The sequence below is a fragment of the Sorangium sp. So ce367 genome (genome assembly GCF_051520455.1).
GTDB lineage: Bacteria > Myxococcota_A > Polyangia > Polyangiales > Polyangiaceae > Sorangium > Sorangium cellulosum_B.
Genome location: NZ_CP150334.1, coordinates 6,041,221 through 6,062,290, shown reverse-complemented (window position 1 = coordinate 6,062,290; position 21,070 = coordinate 6,041,221). Strand labels below are relative to the sequence as shown.

The 21,070-nt window shown below is 68.9% G+C and carries 15 protein-coding genes; 8 read left to right on the top strand and 7 right to left on the bottom strand.

From position 1 onward, the window contains the following. Positions 1–260: 260 nt before the first annotated feature. Positions 261–4,268 (top strand): chemotaxis protein CheB, encoded by a 4,008-nt coding sequence (locus WME97_RS23060; protein ID WP_437554903.1) that lies wholly within the window; start codon positions 261–263, stop codon positions 4,266–4,268. Between the two features lie 50 nt (positions 4,269–4,318). Here the strand turns inward: WME97_RS23060 and WME97_RS23055 are convergent, their stop codons facing one another. Together WME97_RS23055 and WME97_RS23050 are read right to left on the bottom strand one after the other, a co-directional pair. After that, complete coding sequence (locus WME97_RS23055; RefSeq protein ID WP_437554902.1) at positions 4,319–4,849, bottom strand: hypothetical protein; 531 nt, start codon at positions 4,847–4,849, stop codon at positions 4,319–4,321. Positions 4,850–5,126: 277 nt separating this feature from the next. Continuing rightward, positions 5,127–6,146: a lactonase family protein gene (locus tag WME97_RS23050; protein ID WP_437554901.1), complete on the bottom strand. Its 1,020-nt coding sequence runs from the start codon at positions 6,144–6,146 to the stop codon at positions 5,127–5,129. A 309-nt stretch (positions 6,147–6,455) separates the two neighbouring features. On the opposite strand from WME97_RS23050, the gene WME97_RS23045 reads away from it, so the two are divergent. After that, positions 6,456–7,016 carry a hypothetical protein gene (locus WME97_RS23045; protein WP_437554900.1) on the top strand — a complete coding sequence of 187 codons (561 nt, stop codon included), beginning with the start codon at positions 6,456–6,458 and terminating at the stop codon, positions 7,014–7,016. A gap of 35 nt (positions 7,017–7,051) precedes the next feature. Here WME97_RS23045 and WME97_RS23040 read toward each other — a convergent pair whose 3' ends face one another. Then, positions 7,052–7,816: a CAP domain-containing protein gene (locus tag WME97_RS23040; protein WP_437554899.1), complete on the bottom strand. Its 765-nt coding sequence runs from the start codon at positions 7,814–7,816 to the stop codon at positions 7,052–7,054. A 142-nt stretch (positions 7,817–7,958) separates the two neighbouring features. Between WME97_RS23040 and WME97_RS23035 the strand changes: the two genes are divergently transcribed. The 5 genes from WME97_RS23035 (at position 7,959) to WME97_RS23015 (ending at position 15,220) form a co-directional block, all read left to right on the top strand. Beyond that, positions 7,959–8,291 carry a hypothetical protein gene (locus tag WME97_RS23035; RefSeq protein ID WP_437554898.1) on the top strand — a complete coding sequence of 111 codons (333 nt, stop codon included), beginning with the start codon at positions 7,959–7,961 and terminating at the stop codon, positions 8,289–8,291. A gap of 583 nt (positions 8,292–8,874) precedes the next feature. Continuing rightward, positions 8,875–11,370 (top strand): RTX toxin, encoded by a 2,496-nt coding sequence (locus tag WME97_RS23030; RefSeq protein ID WP_437554897.1) that lies wholly within the window; start codon positions 8,875–8,877, stop codon positions 11,368–11,370. Positions 11,371–11,935: 565 nt separating this feature from the next. Continuing rightward, positions 11,936–13,429, top strand: a complete 1,494-nt coding sequence (locus tag WME97_RS23025; RefSeq protein ID WP_437554896.1) for a protein kinase domain-containing protein — start codon at positions 11,936–11,938, stop codon at positions 13,427–13,429. Then, on the top strand, positions 13,419–14,429 hold the full coding sequence (locus WME97_RS23020) for a hypothetical protein (protein ID WP_437554895.1): 1,011 nt from the start codon (positions 13,419–13,421) through the stop codon (positions 14,427–14,429). The genes WME97_RS23025 and WME97_RS23020 overlap by 11 nt, the downstream gene beginning before the upstream one ends. Continuing rightward, positions 14,429–15,220: a hypothetical protein gene (locus WME97_RS23015; protein WP_437554894.1), complete on the top strand. Its 792-nt coding sequence runs from the start codon at positions 14,429–14,431 to the stop codon at positions 15,218–15,220. The genes WME97_RS23020 and WME97_RS23015 overlap by 1 nt, the downstream gene beginning before the upstream one ends. A gap of 115 nt (positions 15,221–15,335) precedes the next feature. Here WME97_RS23015 and WME97_RS23010 read toward each other — a convergent pair whose 3' ends face one another. The 3 genes from WME97_RS23010 to WME97_RS23000 all read right to left on the bottom strand — a co-directional run bounded on the left by WME97_RS23010 (position 15,336) and on the right by WME97_RS23000 (position 20,435). Beyond that, the gene (locus WME97_RS23010; RefSeq protein WP_437554893.1) at positions 15,336–16,475 is read right to left on the bottom strand and encodes a hypothetical protein; all 1,140 of its coding nucleotides are present in this window, start codon (positions 16,473–16,475) and stop codon (positions 15,336–15,338) included. A gap of 331 nt (positions 16,476–16,806) precedes the next feature. Then, positions 16,807–18,597 carry a trypsin-like serine peptidase gene (locus WME97_RS23005; protein WP_437554892.1) on the bottom strand — a complete coding sequence of 597 codons (1,791 nt, stop codon included), beginning with the start codon at positions 18,595–18,597 and terminating at the stop codon, positions 16,807–16,809. Positions 18,598–19,361: 764 nt separating this feature from the next. Further along, the gene (locus tag WME97_RS23000; protein ID WP_437554891.1) at positions 19,362–20,435 is read right to left on the bottom strand and encodes an alpha/beta hydrolase; all 1,074 of its coding nucleotides are present in this window, start codon (positions 20,433–20,435) and stop codon (positions 19,362–19,364) included. A gap of 53 nt (positions 20,436–20,488) precedes the next feature. On the opposite strand from WME97_RS23000, the gene WME97_RS22995 reads away from it, so the two are divergent. Next, positions 20,489–20,728, top strand: coding sequence for a hypothetical protein (locus WME97_RS22995; protein WP_437554890.1), 240 nt, complete (start codon positions 20,489–20,491; stop codon positions 20,726–20,728). A gap of 170 nt (positions 20,729–20,898) precedes the next feature. Here the strand turns inward: WME97_RS22995 and WME97_RS22990 are convergent, their stop codons facing one another. Then, the gene (locus tag WME97_RS22990) at positions 20,899–21,051 is read right to left on the bottom strand and encodes a hypothetical protein (RefSeq protein ID WP_437554889.1); all 153 of its coding nucleotides are present in this window, start codon (positions 21,049–21,051) and stop codon (positions 20,899–20,901) included. Positions 21,052–21,070 lie beyond the last annotated feature (19 nt).

Here is a 21,070-nt window from a genome sequence, read left to right as displayed (position 1 = left end):
ACGGTGAGGTGACGAGATGACGAGGCCGTCGCCGCGCCGCAAGACCACCACATGGGGCGCGCAGCGAGGCAATTTGTCACACGTCCGACGCCCGCCCGCCGCCTGAATTCCGGGGATTTTGGCCCAGGTGAAGGCGCTCGCCAGCGGCCACAGCCTGGGCACGCTTGCTGCCGTCGAGGTCGGTCATGTCGACCGAGCGCGAGGTGCGCGACGCCACAAAAACAAGAACCCGCACAGTCCGGCCAGAGGTGGCGCCCTACGTGGTAGGAATCGGCGCTTCGGCGGGGGGGCTCGAGGCGCTCGAGCACTTCTTCGCGAACATCCCGAAGGAGAGCGGGATGGCCTTCGTCGTGGTCCAGCACCTGTCGCCGGACTTCAAGAGCCTGATGGACGAGATCCTCGGGCGCCGCACCGAGCTGCCCATTCACCTCGTCGAGAACGGCATGCTGGTCGAGCCCGACCACGTCTACCTGATCCCGCCGAAGAAGGAGATGATCATCTCCGGAGGCCTCCTCCTCCTCAGCGAGAGGGATCGCGACCAGGAGCTCGCGCTGCCCATCGACGTGTTCTTTCGATCCCTCGCCCAGGACTGCGGCCCGCGGGCGATCGCCGTGGTCCTCTCCGGGGGCGGCAGCGATGGGTCGCGGGGGATCCGCGCGGTCCACGACGCGGGTGGGCTGGTCGTCGTGCAGGACGTCGAAAGCGCGCAGTTCGATGGGATGCCGAAGACCGCGCGAGACGCCGGTGTGGCCGACTGCGTACTGCCTCCCCAGGACATGCCGCGCGTCCTCCTCGATCACGTGAGGTCCAAGGGGCGCCGGCCGGAGCGGGACGCGGCCAGTGTCGATCAGGGGATGAGCGCGGTCTACAGGATGCTCGAGGAGCAGTTCGGCATCGACTTCACGCACTACAAACCGAGCACCGTCACCCGGCGTATCGAGCGGCGGATCCAGCTCGCGCACACGGACGATATCGAACAGTACGTCAAGCGCCTGAGGAGCAAGTCGAGCGAGCTCGACGTGCTCTACCGTGATCTCCTCATCGGCGTGACGCGCTTCTTCCGGAACGAGGAGGCGTTCGGCATCCTCGAGCGCTCGGTGCTCCCCGAGCTCCTGCGAGCGGGGCCGCGCGACGCTCCGTTCCGCGTCTGGGTCGCCGGCTGCGCGACGGGTGAAGAGGTCTACTCGCTCGCCATCCTCCTCCACGAGCTCACCTCCCGGATCGGCCACCGCCCGTTCAAGGTCTTCGCGACCGACGTGCACCATGGATCGCTCGAGGTCGCGACGCGCGGGCTCTACGAGGAAGAGGCGGTGATGAACGTCTCGCCCGAGCGGCTCGAGCGGCATTTCATCCGGCGCGGACGCAGCTATCAGGTTGTCCCGGATCTCCGCCAGGCGGTGGTCTTCGCGCACCACAACGTGATCAAGGACGCGCCGTTCACGCGCGTCGACTTCATCAGCTGCCGCAACATGCTCATCTACCTTCAGCCGCCGGTGCAGCAGAAGGTCCTGAGCCTCTTTCACTTCGCGCTCAACCGCGGGGGCGTGGTCTTCCTCGGGCCCAGCGAGACGCCGGGGCAACTCGCGCACGACTTCGAGATCGTCGACAAGCAATGGCGGATCTACCGGAAGTACAGCGACCGGCGGATGCAGGTCGAGCCCCGCTTCCAGCCGGTGTCGCCGAAGGCCCGGAGCGCCCCGCGCTCGGGGATCACCGCGCCCGTCACGCGCCACCCGCCGTCGCACCTGCTCGGGACCTACGACGCGCTGCTCGACGAGTTCATGCCTCCGAGCCTCCTCGTCACTGACACCGGGGAGCTCGTCCACGCGTTCGGCGGCGCGAGCCGGTTCCTCAAGGTCAAGGACGGCAGACAGGGGCTCGACGCCTTCGAGATGCTGGACTGCGACCTCAAGATGGTGCTGACAGGGGGCCTCCGGCGCGTCATCAAGGAGCGCACGGCGATCGTGTTCAAGGGGGTGCAAGCGGAGGGCGGCACCTACAAGATCACGATGCGCCGGGTCGAGAGCCGGCGAGGCACATTGCCCCACGTCCTCATCACCTTCGAGGCGATCGACGGGGCGCCGCGGCGGGCGGCGATGCCGGAGATCGAGATCGACCTGGACGACGTGTCGCGCGAGCAGCTCGGCGCGCTCGAGGCGGAGCTCGGGCACACGAAGCAGACCTTGCAGGCGATGACCGAGCAGCTCGAGGCGAGCAACGAGGAGCTGCAGGCCGCGAACGAAGAGCTCCTCGCTTCCAACGAGGAGCTGCAGAGCACGAACGAGGAGCTCCAGAGCGTCAACGAGGAGCTCTACTCGGTGAACGCGGAGTACCAGCGGAAGATCGCCGATCTCACCGAGCTCGGAAACGACATGGAGAACCTCCTGTCGAGCACGGACATTGGCACCATCTTCCTCGACAGGGAGCTCAAGATCAGGAAGTTCACGCCGCAGATCGCGGAGAGCTTCAACCTGCTCTTGCAGGACGTCGGCAGGCCGATCGAGACGTTCACGTATGCGGTCGATCACCCGGAGCTCACCGCGGATCTCAAGCGCGTGCTCGCGACGGGGGAGCGCGTGGAGCGCGAGCTGCGCGACCGGCATGGTCGCTCGTTCTTCCTTCGCATCCTCCCCTACCGCGCCAAGGGCACCATCGCGGGGGTCGTGCTCACGCTCATCGACGTGAGCGGCCTGAAAGCGGCGGAGGACGCGCTCTTCCACGAGCGCTATCTCCTGAACAGCCTGCTCCGCAGCGTGCCCGACGCGATCTACTTCAAGGACGCGCGCGGCCGGTTCATTCGCACGAACAACGCCATGGCGGAGCGCCTCGGCCTCTCCGATCCAGGCGAGGCGGCGGGGAAGACCGGCTTCGAGCTGCCTGGGTACGAGGCGGCGCTCGCCGTTCACCAGGAGGATGAGGTGGTGCTGCGGACCGGCGAGGCGCAGCACTACAAGCTGGAGCAGCGCGTGCGGCAGGATGGCTTCGTGGAGTGGGACCTCGTCACGCGGCTCCCGCTCATCGATGCGGCGCGCCACATCGTGGGTATCATCGGGATCTTCCGGAGCGTCACCGCGCAGAAGCGATCGGAGGAACAGATCAAGGACGCTGTGCGCAGGCGCGACGAGTTCCTCGCCATGCTGTCGCACGAGCTCCGCAACCCCCTCGGCGCGATCGTCCACGCCACGGCGCTGCTCAAGGAAGACTGCTCCGCGCCTTCCGGCGCGTCCGGGCTCGACGAGAAGGTCGTCCAGATCCTCGAGCGTCAGTCCGCGCAGATGGCGCGCCTGCTCGACGATCTGCTGGAGGCGAGCCGCGTCACGCAGAACAAGATCGAGCTTCGAAAGCGCGTGCTCGATCTCGGCACGGTGGTGAAGGACGCCGCCGATGCGGTCAAGAACCTCATGGACACGCGCGGCGTCGATTTCTCGGTCGTGGTCGATCCCGAGCCGATCTGGGTCGAGGGCGACCCTGCGCGGCTCCAGCAGGTCCACGTGAACCTGCTCAACAACGCCGCGAAGTACACCTCGCGAGGGGGGCATGTCACCCTGGAGGCCAAGCGCCTGGACGGGCACGCGGTGGTCCGCGTGAAGGACGATGGCGTCGGGATCCCGAAGGACATGCTCGACACGGTGTTCGAGCTCTTCGTGCAATCGAGCCGCACCCTGGACCGATCGGCGGGAGGGCTCGGCGTGGGGCTCACCCTCGTCCGAGGCCTCGTTGAAAAGCATGGCGGCACCGTGAGCGCGCGGAGCGACGGGGAGGGCAAGGGGTGCGAGTTCGAGGTGCGGCTGCCGATCTCGGAGCCGTCATCCGAGAACGAGGCGGCGCGCGGCCCGCTCCTCGCGAACTTCCCCAGGAGATCGCGGGTCGTCGTCGTGGAGGACAACGACGACGGCCGCGAGGCGCTCTGCGCGCTCCTGGCGCGCGCCGGGTTCGAGTGTCATTCCGCGTCTCACGGGATCTCGGGGATCGAGCTCATGGACGAGGTGCTCCCGCACGTGGCCATCGTGGACATCGGGCTGCCGGGGATCGACGGCCTCGAGTTCGCGCGCCGCGTCCGGGAGAAACCCCAGCACAAGGACGTCTATCTGATCGCGCTCACCGGCTACGGGCAGCAGGGCGACCGAGAGAGGGCGCGCGCAGCCGGGTTCGACGAGCACCTCGTGAAGCCCGTCGATCTCGGGACGCTCAAGCGGCTGCTCGCCGAAGGCGAGCCGGCGACGGGCGAGAGCGGCGCCGGAAGCGCTCGCCCGACGGGCCGTTCCTGAGCGCCATGCCTCCTCGCCCAGCGAACAAGCTTATCGACGCCGGCGGGCTGTCAGAGGCACTCGACGAGGCCGTCGTAGAGCGATCTGTCCGTTCCGGGGAGCGGAGCGTCGATCGCCCGACCTGCCGGCGCCGCGAGCGCCTCGACGAGGTCGGTCACGGCGGTCCCCGGGGCGATGGGCATCTCGCAGAGGAAGATCCTCGCGTCTACCTCCACATCCCCCGTGGAAGGCACGATCTCCTCCATGCTCGCGGCGAGGATCCACACACAGCGGCCTATCGTCCCGGCGTGCTCCTCGACGGAGCAACGGAATCGAAGCGGCTCGTAGTTGCTGAAATCGCCTTCGCAGAAGGTGTCGCCGCACACGACGTCGAAGTCGTCGTTCAGCTCGCGGAGCAGCCCGTACCAGGCGTCGATCTCCTCCGAGCTCGTGAAGTACGACGCGGCGTCGACGAAGCTCCTCGCGCTCGTCGAGCCGGCCGGCGCCGCTGCGCCGTCGTGCTGCGGCGGGGTGCTCTCCGGTGGCTCCGGGGCGGCGTTTTGCGCGGTGGAGCAGGCGAGCGCGAGGACAGGGAGACTCATGGACATGGCATGACGAACCGACATGGGTGCCTCCATCCGAGCGCGGCGCGTGGCGCCGGCTCGGGCTAGCACGCCGCTTCCGGGCTTCGCGCTGCCCCGCAACGGCGGGGACCAGCGCGAGGTCGGACCTCGCGGCGTTTCGGTGGGCACTTATTGCGAACGGTGTGCCGCGGCCTTTTTGCGGGATCTTTGGGCCCTCTCCGCGCTCCGGGACCTGGCGGCCGCCACCCGCGCCGCCAGTTTCGCCAGCTCGGGGCCGTCGCGCGCGGCGCTCGGATCAGGGGAAGGTCAGGATCTCCACCCAGTGGGGACCGCGGCCCACCGGGGTCGACGTCGACGAGGTGAGCCGGCCGCTCTCGCGGTCGATCGCGTGCACACGCACCGCATGCGAGAGCTGCCCGGCGGCGACGAGCCAGCGGCCGCCGGGGTCGATCTGGAAGCCGCGCGGCTGCTGTTCCGTGGGCGCGTGCGAGACCAGGCGCAGGCGGCCGGTCTGCGCATCGACGCTGAACCCGGCCAGCGTGCTGGAGGTGCGCTCCGACGTGTAGAGGAAGCGGCCGTCGGGCGTGAGGTGCAGGTCCGCCGCCCAGGGCTTGCCAGAGAAGCCCTCGGGCAGCGTGGAGAGGCTCTGCACCGGCGCCAGCGTCCCGCGCTCGGCGTCGAAGGCCAGGACGTCGACGCGCGCGTCCAGCTCGTTGAGCAGGTAGACGAAGCGCCCGTCGGGAGCGAACGCGAGGTGGCGCGGGCCGGCCTGCGGACGCACGGGCAGCGCCGGCGGATCGTTCGGTGTGAGCTGGCCAGTGGCCGCGTCGAAGCGCCACTGCACCACCACATCCGAGCCGAGGGCGCTGACGAAGACGTAGCGGTTCGATGGATCCACCAGCGTGGCGTGCGCGTGGCGGCCGGTGAGCAACACCGCGGCAGGCGCGCCCACCGTGCCGTCGCTCCCGAGCGGGCTGATGCTGGTCATGTGACCGCCGTAGGAGGCGCCGAAGAGATGGCGCCCGCTGCGATCGGTGATGAGGTGCGACATCCTGTCGGGCAGCGGCGCCGCCGACAGCGGCCTCAGCCGCCCGCTCGCCGCGTCGAGCGCGAAGCTCTGCACCGCGTGGGGCTCGGTGCGCAGCGCGACGTAGAGGAAGCGCCGGTCCGGCGACACCGCCAGCGGCCCGGCCTGGCCGTCGATGCCGACGGTCTGTACGGGCGCCAGCGACCCGTCGGCGGGGTCCAGGCGCAGCACCGAGATCTCGGCGCTCTCGGCGTTGGAGACGTAGACGTAGGTGGCGGCTTGGGTCATCGCGGCGAAGAGGCTGGAGGCCAGCGCCAGTATCCACCATCGGGCCGGCGTCGCGCCACAGATCCTGCTCCGGGCGGCGCGCCTGCCCACGTCGCAGCAACGCGCGCCATCAGGCAAGCAGAGCCACAAGGGCGTGAGGCGCCGATGCGTGAGCGGTGACGGCAGAGGTGAAACCTCATGGACGAATCGCGGAAGGACCGGCACGATGCCTCGCCATGGGACGAAAGAAGGCGCATGCTGCGGCGATGAGCCGCTCGCCGCGGGCGTGATGGTCTGTCTCGGTGGTTGGGCGCGGAGGTGCAAGGTCCGATGCTGAAATGGCTGCTCGTCGGGCTCGTGGTGTTCCTGATCTACCGGTTCGCGATGAAGCGGCCGCGTTACGCTCGGCTGTTCTCGCCGGATCACCTGATCGAGCTCTCGCGCGGGCTCGGCCGCGCCAAGGACACCGCGCTCAAGCGCCCCGGGGGGGGCCCGCCCGCGGACCCGTTCGCCGAGGGCAATGCGTTCATCACGTCCGCCGATATCGCCGTGGTATATACCGTCGCCGAGGCCAGCGAGGCCGGACGAGAGCACCACGTCTCGCTCTCACTTCGCGGCGGCGCTCTCGCTCGCGCCGCCGCGGGATTCCTCGCCGCGGCGCTCTGTCGATTGCTCGGCCTGGGCGAGACGCAGCGCGTGCTCGCGGCCTCGAACAGCGGCGTTTACCACCTGATCTTCCAGGTCCCCGCCGCGGAAGAGGCGCGATTCGCGGCGCGCTCCGTCCCGAAGCTCGACGACGCGTCTGCGCGGAGGCTCGTCGACGTGGCGATGGAGGATCGGGGCCCGCTGCTCGCGCGCCTCGGCAAGCTCGACGTCAAGATCCCGAAATGATGCTCTTGCCGGAGCTGAAGGGGAACGAGATTCCTCTATTCGCAGTCGACGAACACGACGTCGTACGCGATGGTCGCCGAGATTCCGGAGACGCTCACCGAGTAGGTGTTGCCGGCTTCAGGGTCCCAGCCGTTCGGCACGATGCGGATGGCGTTCGTGGAGCCGTAGCGCCCCTGGAGCGGCTCCACGTCGACGGCCAGCGGGGCTCCGCCGCTCGTGATCGTGACCTCGGCGTTGTCGAGCTTGATGTCCTCGCTCTGGATCGACCAGCCGGTGTCGCTGAGTGAGCTCCAGCGGTCGCTGTAGGCCTGAATCGGGAACACCCCGGGCGGAGGCCAGGCCGTCCACTCCTTGCCGGCGCGCCCCGTCCCTCCGATGTTCTGCATGCAGGAGGCGCCGTTCTTGCCGGTAGAGCCGAGGCCGATCGGGCCGAGATCGTTCGCGAGGATGATGCGCCGGTGGCCAAAGGTCGTCTCGTTCCCGGGGTCGATCAGATAGCCCTGAACGCTCGCGACGCCGGGGCCACTCGAGATGTTGCTCGTCCTCGCGCCGTCCGCGCCTGTTTTCGAGTAGCACTTCCAGCTCTCCGGCGGCTCGTGCGAGAGCGAATTGTTCGCGTCCATCATGAGCGCGCAGGCCTGGGCCTGCGCGTCGCGGCTGGGCTCGGTCACGACCGGGGGCAGGTCCGCAAGCCAGCGGTACAGGTTGAAGAGCCGGAGCGCGTTCGCTCGACCCTCGGCAGAGATGTCTCCAGGGTCGCACCCGGGGTCCAGCGAGCCGCTCCACGTGCCCTCGCTCATGTCGGCGGTGTCGGCGTTGAAGCGCGCGCAGGTGCCTTCCGGCGAGCGATCGCCCGTCTCGGGTGTCGACCCTCCCGAACCCCCCGATGCCGTGCCTGCCGAGCCGCCGCCTGCTCCTGTGCCGACCGCGGACGAACCTCCCGTGGAACTGCCGCCGGTTCCCCCGGCGCTCGAGGCGTCCGAGCCTGAACCCGCGCCACCGCTGCTCGCGGTCGTGCCACCCGTCTCGCCCGACCCGGCGGCTGGCGGTGAGCCGCCCGACGAACCTGACGTGCCAGGATCGGCATCTTCGCTGCTGCAGGACGCGGCGGCCGCGACGAGGAGCACCGTCGATGCGGCGAGTCGAAAGCGAGGGAAAGCCGTCTTCATGATGGAAGGAAATCCAAACGTCTCGGAAACGTCAAGCGCCAATTGCGGGACCTGCCCCGGATTGACTGAACATTTTTACGCGAGCCGCCTTCCTCCTGAGAAATGATGCTGTATCGACGACTCGTTCCTGCATCGAAGGGGTCGCGTTGATTCCAGAGCCTGCTGCTCCTGCCGACCGCGGGGGAGCGCGGCAAGAGATGTCACGGTGAGGGCGTGACGTGTCACGGAGCGAGCGTGACATGTCACGGAGCGAGCGTGACATGTCACGGAGCGAGCGTGACATGTCACGCCCGGCGGCAAGCCCCTCGACCGGCGCCGTCGCGTGAACGGGCCTGAATGCCCTTTTGCAGGTCCTGGCCCGAGGGTTGCTATTCGATCGCCCGGGTGCCTCGCCGCCACCGGCGAGGCATCGCGGAGAGCTCTGGCGGGAAGCGCGGGAGCGCTCAGCAGAACGCCGCAGCGCGGAAAAGCAGCCTCGATCGGTGTGCGGAGCCTGCTCTTGAAGCGTTTGCTTTCTTGAAACTCGAACAAAGAGCCATCGAGGACCTATGTCGACCTATGTGCCTGGAAGACGCCTGACTGCGCGAGCGCGCGAGCGGGGCGGCCAGCGGCTTGGAGCCCTGGTCGCGCTGAAGGTCATCACAATCTCTCTTCTCGGGTGCATCGGCGAATTGCCGCGAGAGCCCGACGTGGACGGCAGCGAGCTCGACGAGGCCGCGCAGGGCCTCCGCGCCGACGACACGCGGATCCATGCGGCGTCCGAGGAGCCCATCGTGAGCACGGGCGACGGGCACGCCTGCGCCCTGAAGCCGAACGGCGCGGTCGATTGCTGGGGGGACAACACCCACGGCCAGGCCACCGACCCCGGGATGGACGACACCTATCTCCAGGTCAGCGCGGGCGCATGGCACACGTGTGGGGTGAGGACGAACGGCACGGTCCACTGCTGGGGTTACAACGCCGATGGGCAGGCCACGGATCCGCCTGTCACCTGGCCCGAGCACCTCTGGGAGCCGCTGTCTCCCGAGGATACCTACACGCAGGTCAGCGCTGGCCGCTTTCATACCTGCGGCGTGAGGACGAACGGCACGGTCCACTGCTGGGGGAGCAACGCGAACGGTAGGGCCACGCCTCCAGCGACAGGCCGCTACGTGCAGGTCAGCGCCGGCGGATGGCACACGTGCGGGGTAACGGTGTCCGGCACGGTCCACTGCTGGGGGAGCAACGCCCAGGGCCAGTCGGCGGATCCCCCGGTCAGCGACACCTACACCCAGGTCAGCGCGGGCAGCGCGCACACCTGTGGTGTGAGAACGGACGGCACGATCCACTGCTGGGGGCGCAACGTGGAGCTCCAGGCGGCAGATCCTCCACAGAGCGAGACCTATATCCAGGTCAGCGCGGGCGAAGTCCACACCTGCGGGACGAGGAGCGACGGCTCGGTGAACTGCTGGGGGAGCAACGACGACGGCGGCGGGACGGATCCGACGGGGAGCTTCTCCCAGATCAGCACGAACGGCAGAATCACCTGCGGTCTGAAATTGAGCGGCGCAGTGGACTGCTGGGGGGACGATGAGGCTGACCCTGCCGTCGGCTCGATCTTCGGGCGACGCACCGTCACGGTGGGCCTCCACCATTCCTGCGCGCTGACCCCGTCCGGCGCGGTGATCTGCTGGGGGAGCGACAACTTTCTCCAGTCCACGGAGCCGTCCGGTACCTACAAGCAGCTCAGCGCAGGCAACAGCCATACGTGCGGACTTCGGTACAACGGCACGGTGAACTGCTGGGGCAACAACAGCCACGGCCAGAGCTCGGATCCCACGGGCACCTACAACCAGATCAGCGCGGGCAGCATTCACACCTGCGGTGTCAAGACGGACGGCACGGTCCACTGCTGGGGCGACAACGGCTCGGGCAAGGCGGACGATCCCCCGACCAGCGATACCTATACCCAGGTCAGCGCGGGTGACTTTCACACGTGCGGCGTGAGGACCGACGGCAGGGTGCACTGCTGGGGGCGCAACGACGAAGGCCAGGCCACCGACCCCACGTTCCTGGTCCGCTTCACCCAGGTCAGCGCGGGCTACATGCACACCTGCGGGCTGACGACCGCTGGCACCGCGCACTGCTGGGGGAGCGACACAGAGGACAAGTCCGACAGCCCCGACGGCCCCTTCACTCACGTCACCGCGGGTTCGAGCCACAGCTGCGGGCTGAGGACCGATGGCAGGGTCGAGTGCTGGGGGAGCAACAACCTCGGCGAGACCTCGGCTCCCGAGGGCACCTTCGTCCAGATCGACACGAGAAGGAATCACACCTGCGGCGTGACGGAGAACGGCCTCGTGGCCTGCTGGGGCGACAAGGATGCGGAGAAAACCGCGCCGCCGTCGGAGATATTCTCTCAGATCAGCGCGGGCGCCGAGCATGGTTGCGGCGTGAACGCGAGCGGCTCGGCGAGGTGCTGGGGGGACCGCTCGGAGGGACGGGCCCCGGAGCCTGCCGGCACCTTCACTCAGGCCAGCGCGGGACAGGACCACACCTGCTGGCTGAGGTCGACCGGAGCGGTGGATTGCTTCGGGGACAACGGCTACGGGCAGGTTACCAAGCCCGCCGGAAATTACATCCAGATCGATTCGGGGTTGTTTCACAACTGCGGTGTGAAGACGGACGGCACGGTGAATTGCTGGGGGGACAACACCGCTGATAAAGCCACGGATCCGGGGAGCTCCCTCCACTTCCTCCAGGTCAGCACGGGCGGCGCACACAACTGCGGCGTGAAGACGGACCACAAGCTGCACTGCTGGGGACACAATGGATATGGGCAGTCCGCACACCCCACGGGCGACTTCGTCCAGGTCAGCGCCGGCGGCCTTCACAGCTGCGGTGTGAGGACGGGCGGTACGGTCGACTGCTGGGGGCTCAACGATCAGGGCCAGGCGACGGATCCCCCGTCCTCCGACACCTACACCCAGATCGCCGCGGGCCACCTTCACACCTGCGGCGTGCGGACGAACGGCACGGTGCACTGCTGGGGATACAATTCGGACGGGCAGACCGAGGATCCCGAAGGCACCTTCGTCAGCCTGAGCGCCGGTTACCACCACACCTGCGGGATGAAGACCGACGGCCGGGTGCACTGCTGGGGGAAGTCCAGCGACGGCCGACTCTGGCTCCCGCTCGCGCTCTGAGCGCGAGCTGCTGCGTCAGCGGCGCACCGGGCGGCGTGCCGCTGGCGCTCGCGGCTTTCTCGCGTCTCTTCACTCCAAGCAAACCAGGTCTAGAGCGACAAACTTGACGCATGTGTCGAGCTGGGTGGTCATTGGTTCGATCTTCCTCGCTGACTCTGTGTCAATAACACTCGACCTGTAGAGCGGAAATTGCGGCTGATCGACCTGCGATCTGTCGATTCCAATCCTGATGTGCGTTGCCGCGATGCGGCTCCCGTGCGCGGGAGCATTCGCGTTATATTTTTGCCCGCAGGCAGGGGCGGCTTGTCAGAACAAGCCCGATCGCCGGGCGAAGAGGGATGGCGCTTCGGAGGGGCGCGGCAGCGCCGCGGGCATCACGGCGACTTCGGTCGTCGTCGCGCTGCTCCCAGCGGATCGCGACCCGTCAGGCAGGGGCGGTCACGGCAGGACAGGATAGGCCAGTCCATGGCAGCGCTGCCCGGCTGAGGCCGGCGCAGCGGAAATTTGCATGAGCCTCTGACCGTGGCGTGGCATAGTGGATGCCCTTCTTCCGCCCTGGCCTGCCATGTCGAGCCCTGACGAGACCACGATTGCCCCCGGGGATGTCCTCCTCGGCAAGTATCGCGTGGAGAGCGTCCTCGGACGGGGCGCCATGGGGCTCGTCGTCGCCGCGCGCCACCTCGCCCTCGACGAGCGCGTCGCGATCAAGGTGCTGTTGCCGAAGTACGTGCGGGATCCGGAGATCCTCCAGCGCTTTCTGAGGGAGGGGCGCGCCGCCGTGCGCGTCCGCAGCCAGCACGTCGTGCGCGTCGCCGACGTCGGCACGCTCGAGAGCGGCGCGCCGTACATGGTGATGGATCACCTCGAGGGGAGGGACCTCGCCGCCGTGCTCGCGGAGAGCGGGCGCCTCGCGGTGCCCGTGGCCGTCGAGCTGGTGCTCCAGGTCTGCGAGGCGCTCGCGGAGGCGCACGCGCAAGGCATCGTCCACCGGGACGTGAAGCCGAGCAACCTGTTCGTCACGCGGAACGCGGACGGCTCGCCGTGCGTCAAGGTGCTCGACTTCGGGATCTCCAAGATGACGCACGCGGAGGACCACGCGTTGACGCGGGTGGGGGGAGTGCTCGGCTCGCCCCTCTACATGTCCCCCGAGCAGCTCCGCTCCTCGAGCGACGTCGACGGCCGCGCGGACATCTATTCGCTGGGCGTCGTCCTCTTCGAGCTGCTCACGGGGAGAACGCCGTTCTTCGCGCACGAGCTCGCGCAGCTCGTCTACCTGGTCACGCAGGGGGAGCCGCAGCGGCCGCGCGCCCTCCGCCCGGACCTCCCGGAGCCGCTGGAGCAGGTGATCCTCGCGGCGATCGCGCGCGATCGCGATCGCCGGTTCCCGACCGTCGCGGATCTCGCGCTCGCGCTGGTGCCGTTCGCTCCGCCGCACGCGCGCGCGGCGGCCGAGCGCCTCTTCGGCGCGCTGCGCGGCGCGCTCCCGGCCGGGGCCCTGCCGCCCGGCGCCGCTCGCACCGCCACGGCGGTCACTGCGGCCGGGGCGACGCTCCCCGCGTCGACCGTGCCCCTCGGCGGGGGAGCGCTCACCATGGCGCCGCTCGGTACGACGAACCGCAAGCCAGCGTCGCGCGAGAAGCGCGCCGCCGCGATCGGGCTCGGCCTTGCGCTCGTGGGCGGCGGCCTGCTCCTCTGGCGCCTGTCGGACCGGGCCCCGCCCGGCATCGAGCGCGAGACGGCGTCGTCGGCGGGCCCTCAGGGCGCGGTCCCGGAGCCGCGCCCCGAACAGCCGAGCGCCGGGCCGGAGCCGCGCCCCGAACAGCCGAGCGCTGCGCTGGACGCGGCCGTCGAGCCGGCCGCCAGCGCCGTGCCGCCGTCCGGCGCCGCTCCCGGCGCGTCGGCCGAGGGGCCGCCGCCCGACGCGCGCGCCCCCGCCACGGGCGCCCCCGCCGCGCAGAAGCCCGCGAGGCCGGGCGGCTCGGCGCAGCCTGCGAAGCGCGGCGCGCCGCAGGGGAAGCGGCCCTCCAGCGCCGACCCGTTCTCGCGCGATGTCTTCTGATACCTTTGATACCTTCGCCGACACGATGACGCCGCCGCAGACGAAGAGCCGACCGAAGCGCGGGCGCGCCGCACGTCTCTGCGCGATCGGCATCGGCCTGGCCGCGGCGATCGCGGGCGGGCGCGCCGCGAGGGCCGAGGACAAGGCGGGCGCCGTGGCGCTGTTCCGGGAGGCGGGGGCGCTCGTCGACGCTGGCCAGGCGTCGCGCGCCTGCCCCAAGTACGAGGAGAGCCTGCGCCTCTACGACAGCGTCAACACCCGCTATTTCCTCGCCGATTGCTACGAGCGCATCGGCAAGATGGCCTCCGCGTGGGCGCACTTCCTCGAGGTCGCCGCGCGGGTGCACGCGAGCGGCGACCGGGTGAAGGAGGCGAAGGCGCGCGAGCGCGCGGCGGCCGTCCAGCCGAAGGTCTCGCGCCTCTCGGTGGTCGTCGAGGCCGCGAGCACGCCGGGCCTCGAGGTGAAGCGCGACGGCACGCCGGTCGGCCCCGGCCAGTGGGGCGTGCCCATGCCGGTCGACGCGGGGGCCCACGTGATCCAGGCGAGCGCGCCGGGCAAGCGGGCGTGGACGGCGCAGGTCGAGGTGAAGCCGGGCGGCGTGACCTCGACCCTCGTCGTGCGCGCGCTGGAGGACGACCCCGCGTCGAGCGACGCGGGCGACGCGGGCGGCGCGGGGGGTGGCCGCCGCATGATCGCGCTCGTCACGGCAGGCGCGGGGGTCGTCGCCGTGGGCGTCGGGGCGGGGCTCGGCTTCGCGGCGAAGTCGAGGTTCGACGAGTCGCGCCCGTTCTGCAACGGCGATCGCTGCGATCGGCGCGGCATGGACATCCGCGGCAGCGCCGTGGCGCGCGCGAACGTCGCGACCGTGGTCTTCGGCGTCGGCCTCGCGGCCATCGCCGGCGGCGGCGTTCTGTGGCTCACCGCGAAGAGCTCGACCCAGGGCGCGTCGCTGGCGATCTCGCCCGCGGTTGGCGGCGCGCTCGTGCAAGGCAGCTTCTGATGCGCTTCCAGGTGCTCACAATCGCCCTCTGCGCGTCGGTGTCGCTGAGCGGATGCGGCCTCGTCCTCGGCATCTCGCCCGGCGAATACGACCCGGATCCGTTTGGCCTCGATGACGGCGCCGGGGGAGCCGGCGGCCAGGACGAGGGGGCGGGCGGCGCCGGCGGCTCGGGCGGCTCGGACGCGGAGCCCGAGCTCCCTGCCTGCACCGCGCTCCTCGACGACCTGGAGGACGGCGACGGCGCGATCCTCCGGTGCAAGGACCGTGTCGGCAGCTGGTACACGTACAACGACGGCACCCGGGGCGGCGCGCAGACCCCTCTGCCCGGCCGCCCGTTCGTACCGGTCTCGCCCGGGCACGACCCGAGCGAGTACGCCGCTCACGTCGCGGGGAGCGGCTTCGTCTCGAGGGGGGCCGGCATGGGGTTCGACCTGAACTTCGCCCCGGGGGGCGCGAAGCTCACCTACGACGCTTCTGGCTACTCGGGCCTTACCTTCTGGGCCAAGGCGGCGGCGCCGACGCACATCTACGTGAACTTCCCCGACCGCAACACCGATCGCGAGGGCGGCGTGTGTGAAGGCACCGGCTGCGGCGACCACTTCGGCGAGGGGATCGACATCACGACCGAGTGGGCGCAGTACACGGTCATGTTCGATATCCTCAGCACGGACGGCTGGGGCGTGCCTGCGCCCCCGGCGTTCGACGCTGCGCACGCTTACTCGATCGAGTTCCACACGGCGAAGTCGACCGTGTTCGACATGCTCGTGGACGACATCGCGTTCGTCCCGTGACGAACGCCCGCCCCCACCCTCGGTCACGACAACGTTCGTGAGCCATGGTGGGGGCCTGGTCCGAGCCCGAGCGAACGAGCCTGGTGAACCCCGCTGCCCTCGAGCAGGCGGCTGCCTATTCGTAGGTGACGTGCAGGACGTGGTTGCTGTTGGTGTGGACGAGGATGGCCGTGTCCGTCGCGGGATGGGTGTCCAGTTGAAGGGACGGGTTATAGCCCGCGGCGGTGGGCGTGACCGTGCCGGTGGTGCTCCACCCGCTCGTCCCCCGCTTGGCCAGCCAGGGCGCGCTGCCCTTTCTGTAGGCGATCTGCGGTTTGAAGGCGTCATCGATCACCAGGGATAGATAGGAACCCTGAACCGCCGTGTCGACGGTGCTCACCGTCCAGTTCCCGGTCAAGAAGCTCCACGAGGCGGACTTCAAATCATTGTTGCTCGTGTACACGATCTCGCGACGGAGCGACCTGGCGTCCATCGACACGTAGCCCCCGCCGTTCGCGTCGATCAGGGTGGTCGTCCAGGTGCCGAGAGAGGGCCCGACGAACCGGCTTACCTGCACCCCGACCGAGCTCTCGGCGAAGGCGACGAGCGGCGTCGCGCCATCGAGGGCGATCGCGTCGGAGGCCAGCCTGATCGGGTTCGTGTTCGCCTTGATCGTCCCGGTGAACCACGGATTTCCGCCGGTCTTCCCTGCGTATTTCAGGCTCCGGACGCCAGCGCTCGTCTCCGTGGTGTAGACGACGTGGACGATGTAATCCTGGAGCCCCGCGTCGTACCTGACCTCGATCGAGGGGGTACGGACCACATCGACGGAGTCGACCGTCTCGCAGTCCCACTGGCTGAGGACGCCGCAGTTGCCGGCGTTTCCGCCGACCCGCCGGGCGACCTTCAGACGATGCGTGTCGACGTCGACGTACGCGATGAACTCGGTGCCGTCCTCCTTGCCGATGGTCATCGAGAGGCCGTTGAGGAAGTTCACGGATTCATCGACCGTCTCTATCACCCAGGGCAGCCATCCGGAGGGGAAGCCGACGTTGGCCTCCCGGCGGGCGACCATGACGACGTCGCCGGTGGTATCGCTGTACGCGACGCTGTGCCACTTGCTCCAGGCGCCCCCTCCCCAGTCCTTCCACGCATAGCCCTGCGCCGTGTGTCCGACCGCGCTGGTGCCGGGGATCGGCCCCGTGGACCACGCCATCGCCTCGGAGCCCACCAGCAAGACGGCCGCCGCCATCGTGAACCGAATTCCTCTGAGCATGACCCGTCAACCTCCGATTGCATCACCGTGTCAGAAAGCCAGACGGAGCGCCGCCCCGTCGACATGGGGCATTCGACACAGGTATTGGCAAACTGCATGCCAATAAAGCGAACCTCTCTCGACATCCAAGCACGAAGGGCGCCACCGGGCGGGCCGCGGGCGCGTCGTCCGCTCGTTCGCGCTCTGGCGTCCGTGCGCATCGAGCGCGCCTGCCGGATCCGTGACATGTCACGCGACATGTCACATGACATGTCACGATATCGAGCCATCGAGATGGCGCAGTGGTGCCTGAAGCCGAGGAGGTGCAGGCGGGCGGCGCGACGGCGCCGGCTCACATCGCGGTGATCGCGATGTTGTCGACGAGGACCGGATCGCCGGTCGAGACGCGGATCTGCAGGTTGTTGTCGTCCGACGGCGGGGTGAACGTCGCCGAGCAGGTGGTGCTCCACGCGCTCGAGGGCGAGAAGCTCGTCCACATCACCTGGGCGCCGCCGCTCACGACGCGGAGCTCGGCCTGGGAAGACCCGCTCGCGGTGGTCCTGCGCGCGTCGAAGCAGATCTGGTACGGCCGCCCGGCGGCCAGCGCGAGCTGGCGGTTGCGCACCGGGTAGCCCGTCGCGCTCTGCGTCACGCGGACCGCCCAGTTGGGCGTGCCCATCACCCGTCCGTCGGGGACCACCTGCGCCCGGCTCCCATCGACGTCGTTGCGCCAGTTGGTGCGCTTGTCGAAGGTGTCGAAGTTCATGACGGCGGTGCTCTTCACCACGCTCGGCGCGGACACGAGGATGTCGGCGGTCCCGAACACGCCGAGCCCGAGCGTGAGCCCGTCGGACGGGGCGTTCACCTCGAACGTGTGCGTCTGCCAGCCCGATCCCACGGTGTTCGCCACGTACTCGCCCCCGAGCGACGTCGTGCCGCTCTTCAGCCCCACCCACAGCGAGCTCGCGTACTGGCTCGCCTGCGTGTAGGTCATGAGCGTGATCCGGTAGCTGCCCGCGGCGAGGTTCAGCTTGCCGTGCGAGAGCGCGTCGGCGTAGCCCGCGCCTGTCGTGCGGTTGATGCGCGCCCACCGGTTCGTCACGTCGAGGGTCGCGAGCGCGGTGAGGTCCCAGAGCGCGTTGCGGCGCTGGCTGTCGAAGCCGAGGTTGTACCAGTCGCGCCGCGCCTCGCCGCGCAGCCGCTCGAGGTCGCGCTGGATGTCGAACTCCCAGTCGAGCTCCTTGTCCGCCCAGCCGTAGTAGTTGGCCGGGGTGAGGCCGAGGCTCGTGACGAGCGAGACATTGACCGTGGGGCCCTGGGCCGCGGGGTCGAAGCTCGGGTTGACGTAACCCCAGTAGAGCAGATCGCGCATCGAGAGGGCGTTGCGTCCCCAGCACCCGCCGGAGCACGCCGTGGAGAGCGGGGCGATGATCATCTTGCCGTTCGCCGCGTTGAAGTGGGGCGAGCCGCTCATGCCTCCTTCTCCCCAGACGTTCATCTCGACGCCGGTGTTCGGCGCCGAGGCCGGGGTGAACCAGTGCCCAGCGCCGGTGATGCTCATGACCTGGCCATTGGCGTACATGCGCGTGTCGAAGGGGAGGCTGCCGTTCTGCTGGTTGTTCGCCGAGATGCTGTAGATCTGCTGTCCGACGGCGGGCGGCGACACGTCGAAATCGACGTAGCCGTACTTGTCGCCCGGGTTCTCGCCGGCGGCGTTCGGCCAGCAGAAGAAGAGCACGCCGTCCGTGTCGTTGAACGTCTGCTCCATCGCGTCGCACGTGAAGGCCTCCGTGTCCGACGCGGCCGTGCTGCCGTTCCGGTACGTGCGGAAGGTGATGCTCGTCGGCCCGCCCCCGCAGTGGGCCGCGCTGAAGAAGACGTTCGGGCCGATCATCACGCCGTTGCAGTAGCCGCCCAGCGACGCCTCGGCGAACTGGCTCACCGCGACATCCGGGTTCGTAGTGTAGAGGCTGGCGGCGTTGACGATCCGCTGGTTCGGGCCGAGCGTCATCTCGGTGGCGAGCGCGCTCTCGGCCTCTCCGACCGGCTCGTCGTCGAGCTCATCGACGCCGGCTGTCGCGGCGCAGCCGGTGGTGACAAGGATTCCGAGGAGCGGTGCGGTGCGGAAGAAGTGCTTCGACATGGTCGTCTCCGTGGGCTCCTGCGCTCTCGCGCGGCGCCGCGGCGCTGGCTGGCGGACACGCAGCGACGCGCCTGGATCGCTGTGCGTTCGACGCCCGGCCAAGCAACCGATATGCCGTCCACGAACCGCGGAATCCGCGTTGCTGTCGGCGAGTTTGTCGCGCGCCCGTCACACCGCGCCGCGCGGGTGTGGCCTGCGCGACCACAGGCCGGCTGCGCCCCGCCTCGATGCCCCTGGGGACCGAGCTTGTCGGAACCGCGAGGACGCCATAAGGCGCCACAAGACGCCATGAAAATATTATAAATATCCTGGCGTCTTGTGGCGCCTCATGGCGTCTTGTGGCGTCCTTTCGGTTCGAACTTCTGCGCTTTTCAGGCAGTTTCAACCCGTTTGTCGCTCCAGAGATGCCCCCGCGAGGCGTGCGCCCGCTGGCTCACTGGTCGCGGCTTCGAGCATCTCGAGCCCGGTGAGGTCGCTCAGCCTCCGGTTTCCCGTGACCCACAGGGCCTTGAGGACGTGATTGTCGGGGTTGAGACCGGTAGGGCTCAGGAGATCGGCGTTGTCGGAGACGGAGAGCTCCTCGTCGATCTTGACGTTCTCGAGGCCCTCGAGGTTCGTTACGGGAGCTCGCGCTGACCCGCGCGCAGGACGGCGCGCACGGCGTCGGTCGTGTCCAAGGACGCATTGAGGAGCCGCGGCGGATCCTTCGGTTTGCTCAAGGCATCCTCGTCCCAGCCGTGGCGCGCCGCCTGACGTTCCTCGGGTTATTTCCAGTTCTTGCGCTGGGGATTCTCCCAAGGCGCCTTGCACAACACGCAATTATCTCCGAAGAAATGGTCCCGCGCGCCCATGTCGTTGTAGATCCAGTAGCGCATCCATGCGACGATCGCGGGCCGCTCTTCGCCGCCGCCGTCGCTCTCGATGTATGCATGAGGCGCGCCCGTCAGCGTTGCCAGGAATGTGGGCACTTCGGACATGTCGTAGGTGGCCTGCTGGAGGGGCATGCCGACAGTATCCCGGGTGCCAGTCGTCTGCAGCATCGTGCCGTGGAGGTCGGCCGAGGCCCTGTGGCCGTGGATCGAGACGACAGTGGCCACCGCCTCGTGACCGCCGAGTTGCACGGCCGAGGTGCCGCCGACCGAGAAGCCCATCGAGACCGCGTGATCGACGTAGAGCTTGCCCTGGTATTTGCCTGGCGCGTCGTTCTGCTCCAGGATCCAATTGAGACCATCCTCCATCTTCTTGAGATTGCCTGCGTCGCCGGGGCCGCCACTGAGGACGGGGCACCCGACGACCACGAAACCGTGAGAAGCAAAGTTCGTCAGCATGTTCGTGTGCACCGACACCTGCTGGCCGATGCCGGGGCCGAAAACGATCGGAGCGTGCAAGAAGCCGTCCGCACCCAAGGGTTCGGGCCTGAACACCGTATAGGCTCCGTTCGGCCCGACGTTCCGCTCCACGGTCGTCGCGAACGGACCCTTGACAGAGTAATCCGTGATGGGCGGGAGCGCCGAACCACCGGCTCCGCCGGCTCCAGCGCCGCCGTCACCTGCTCCGCCCGCGCCTGCTCCGCCCGCGCCTGCTCCGCCCGCGCCTGCTCCGCCCGCGCCTGCTCCGCCCATTCCACTGGCGCTGGTGTCGGCACCGCTACTGGCCGCGCCACCCGACCCAGCGGTTCCGCCGGTCGACGCCCCGCTGGTGGTGGCTGACACGCTGGAACTGCCCGCACCGGCAGCTTGTGCCGCGCCGCCGTTGTCTTCGCCGCACGCCAGCAGCGCGACGCTCGAGAGCAAGCAGAAGACATTGAAGCGCCTGACGGCTTTCTTTTTGTTGTACATGAGGCCTCTCTGGTTACGTCACGCCAGCGTCAAGCGCCTGCTTCAGGCCGACGATGACGAAGTCGGCAGACAGGTGGTTGCCAGGCGTTCCGCCTTGGAACCGTTGCAACGCTCCCCTGCATGCTGCTCATCTGGAGCGAGAGCCGACCGTCAGGGTCAACGCGCATGAAGAAGAAGGGCTCGATGCGCATGACGGTCTATCCAGGGTTAAGCGGAAGAATATCCAGAAAGCCAATGTGAACGTTCACATTGCCGGCGTCAATCAAAAACCGCCGCGCGGCGATCCTCGATGATCCGATGGGTGCGCAGCGGCGGCCGGCCTCGTGAGATGCAGCGGCGCTCCGGGCCGTACGGCGGACGTGGCTTCGGTGGGTAGGCCTTCGCGCGCGGCGGCGAGCAGGGACATGCGCTGGGGTGAGTGGACGCGCGGCGGACGCGTTTTGAGAGAATCGACGCGGCCCGGTCACGGCAGCTCGAGGCCGAGGTCCAGGATCGCCGATACCGGCGACCCCTGGAAGGTATCGTGCCGTGCCGCTGCCGCGTCGTTGTAAAAATGGACGTTTCGCACGGTCGGCGCCGCGATCCCGAGCCCGACGGCCCCGAACCGCGGCACCACGAAGCGGTGCCCAGCGCGG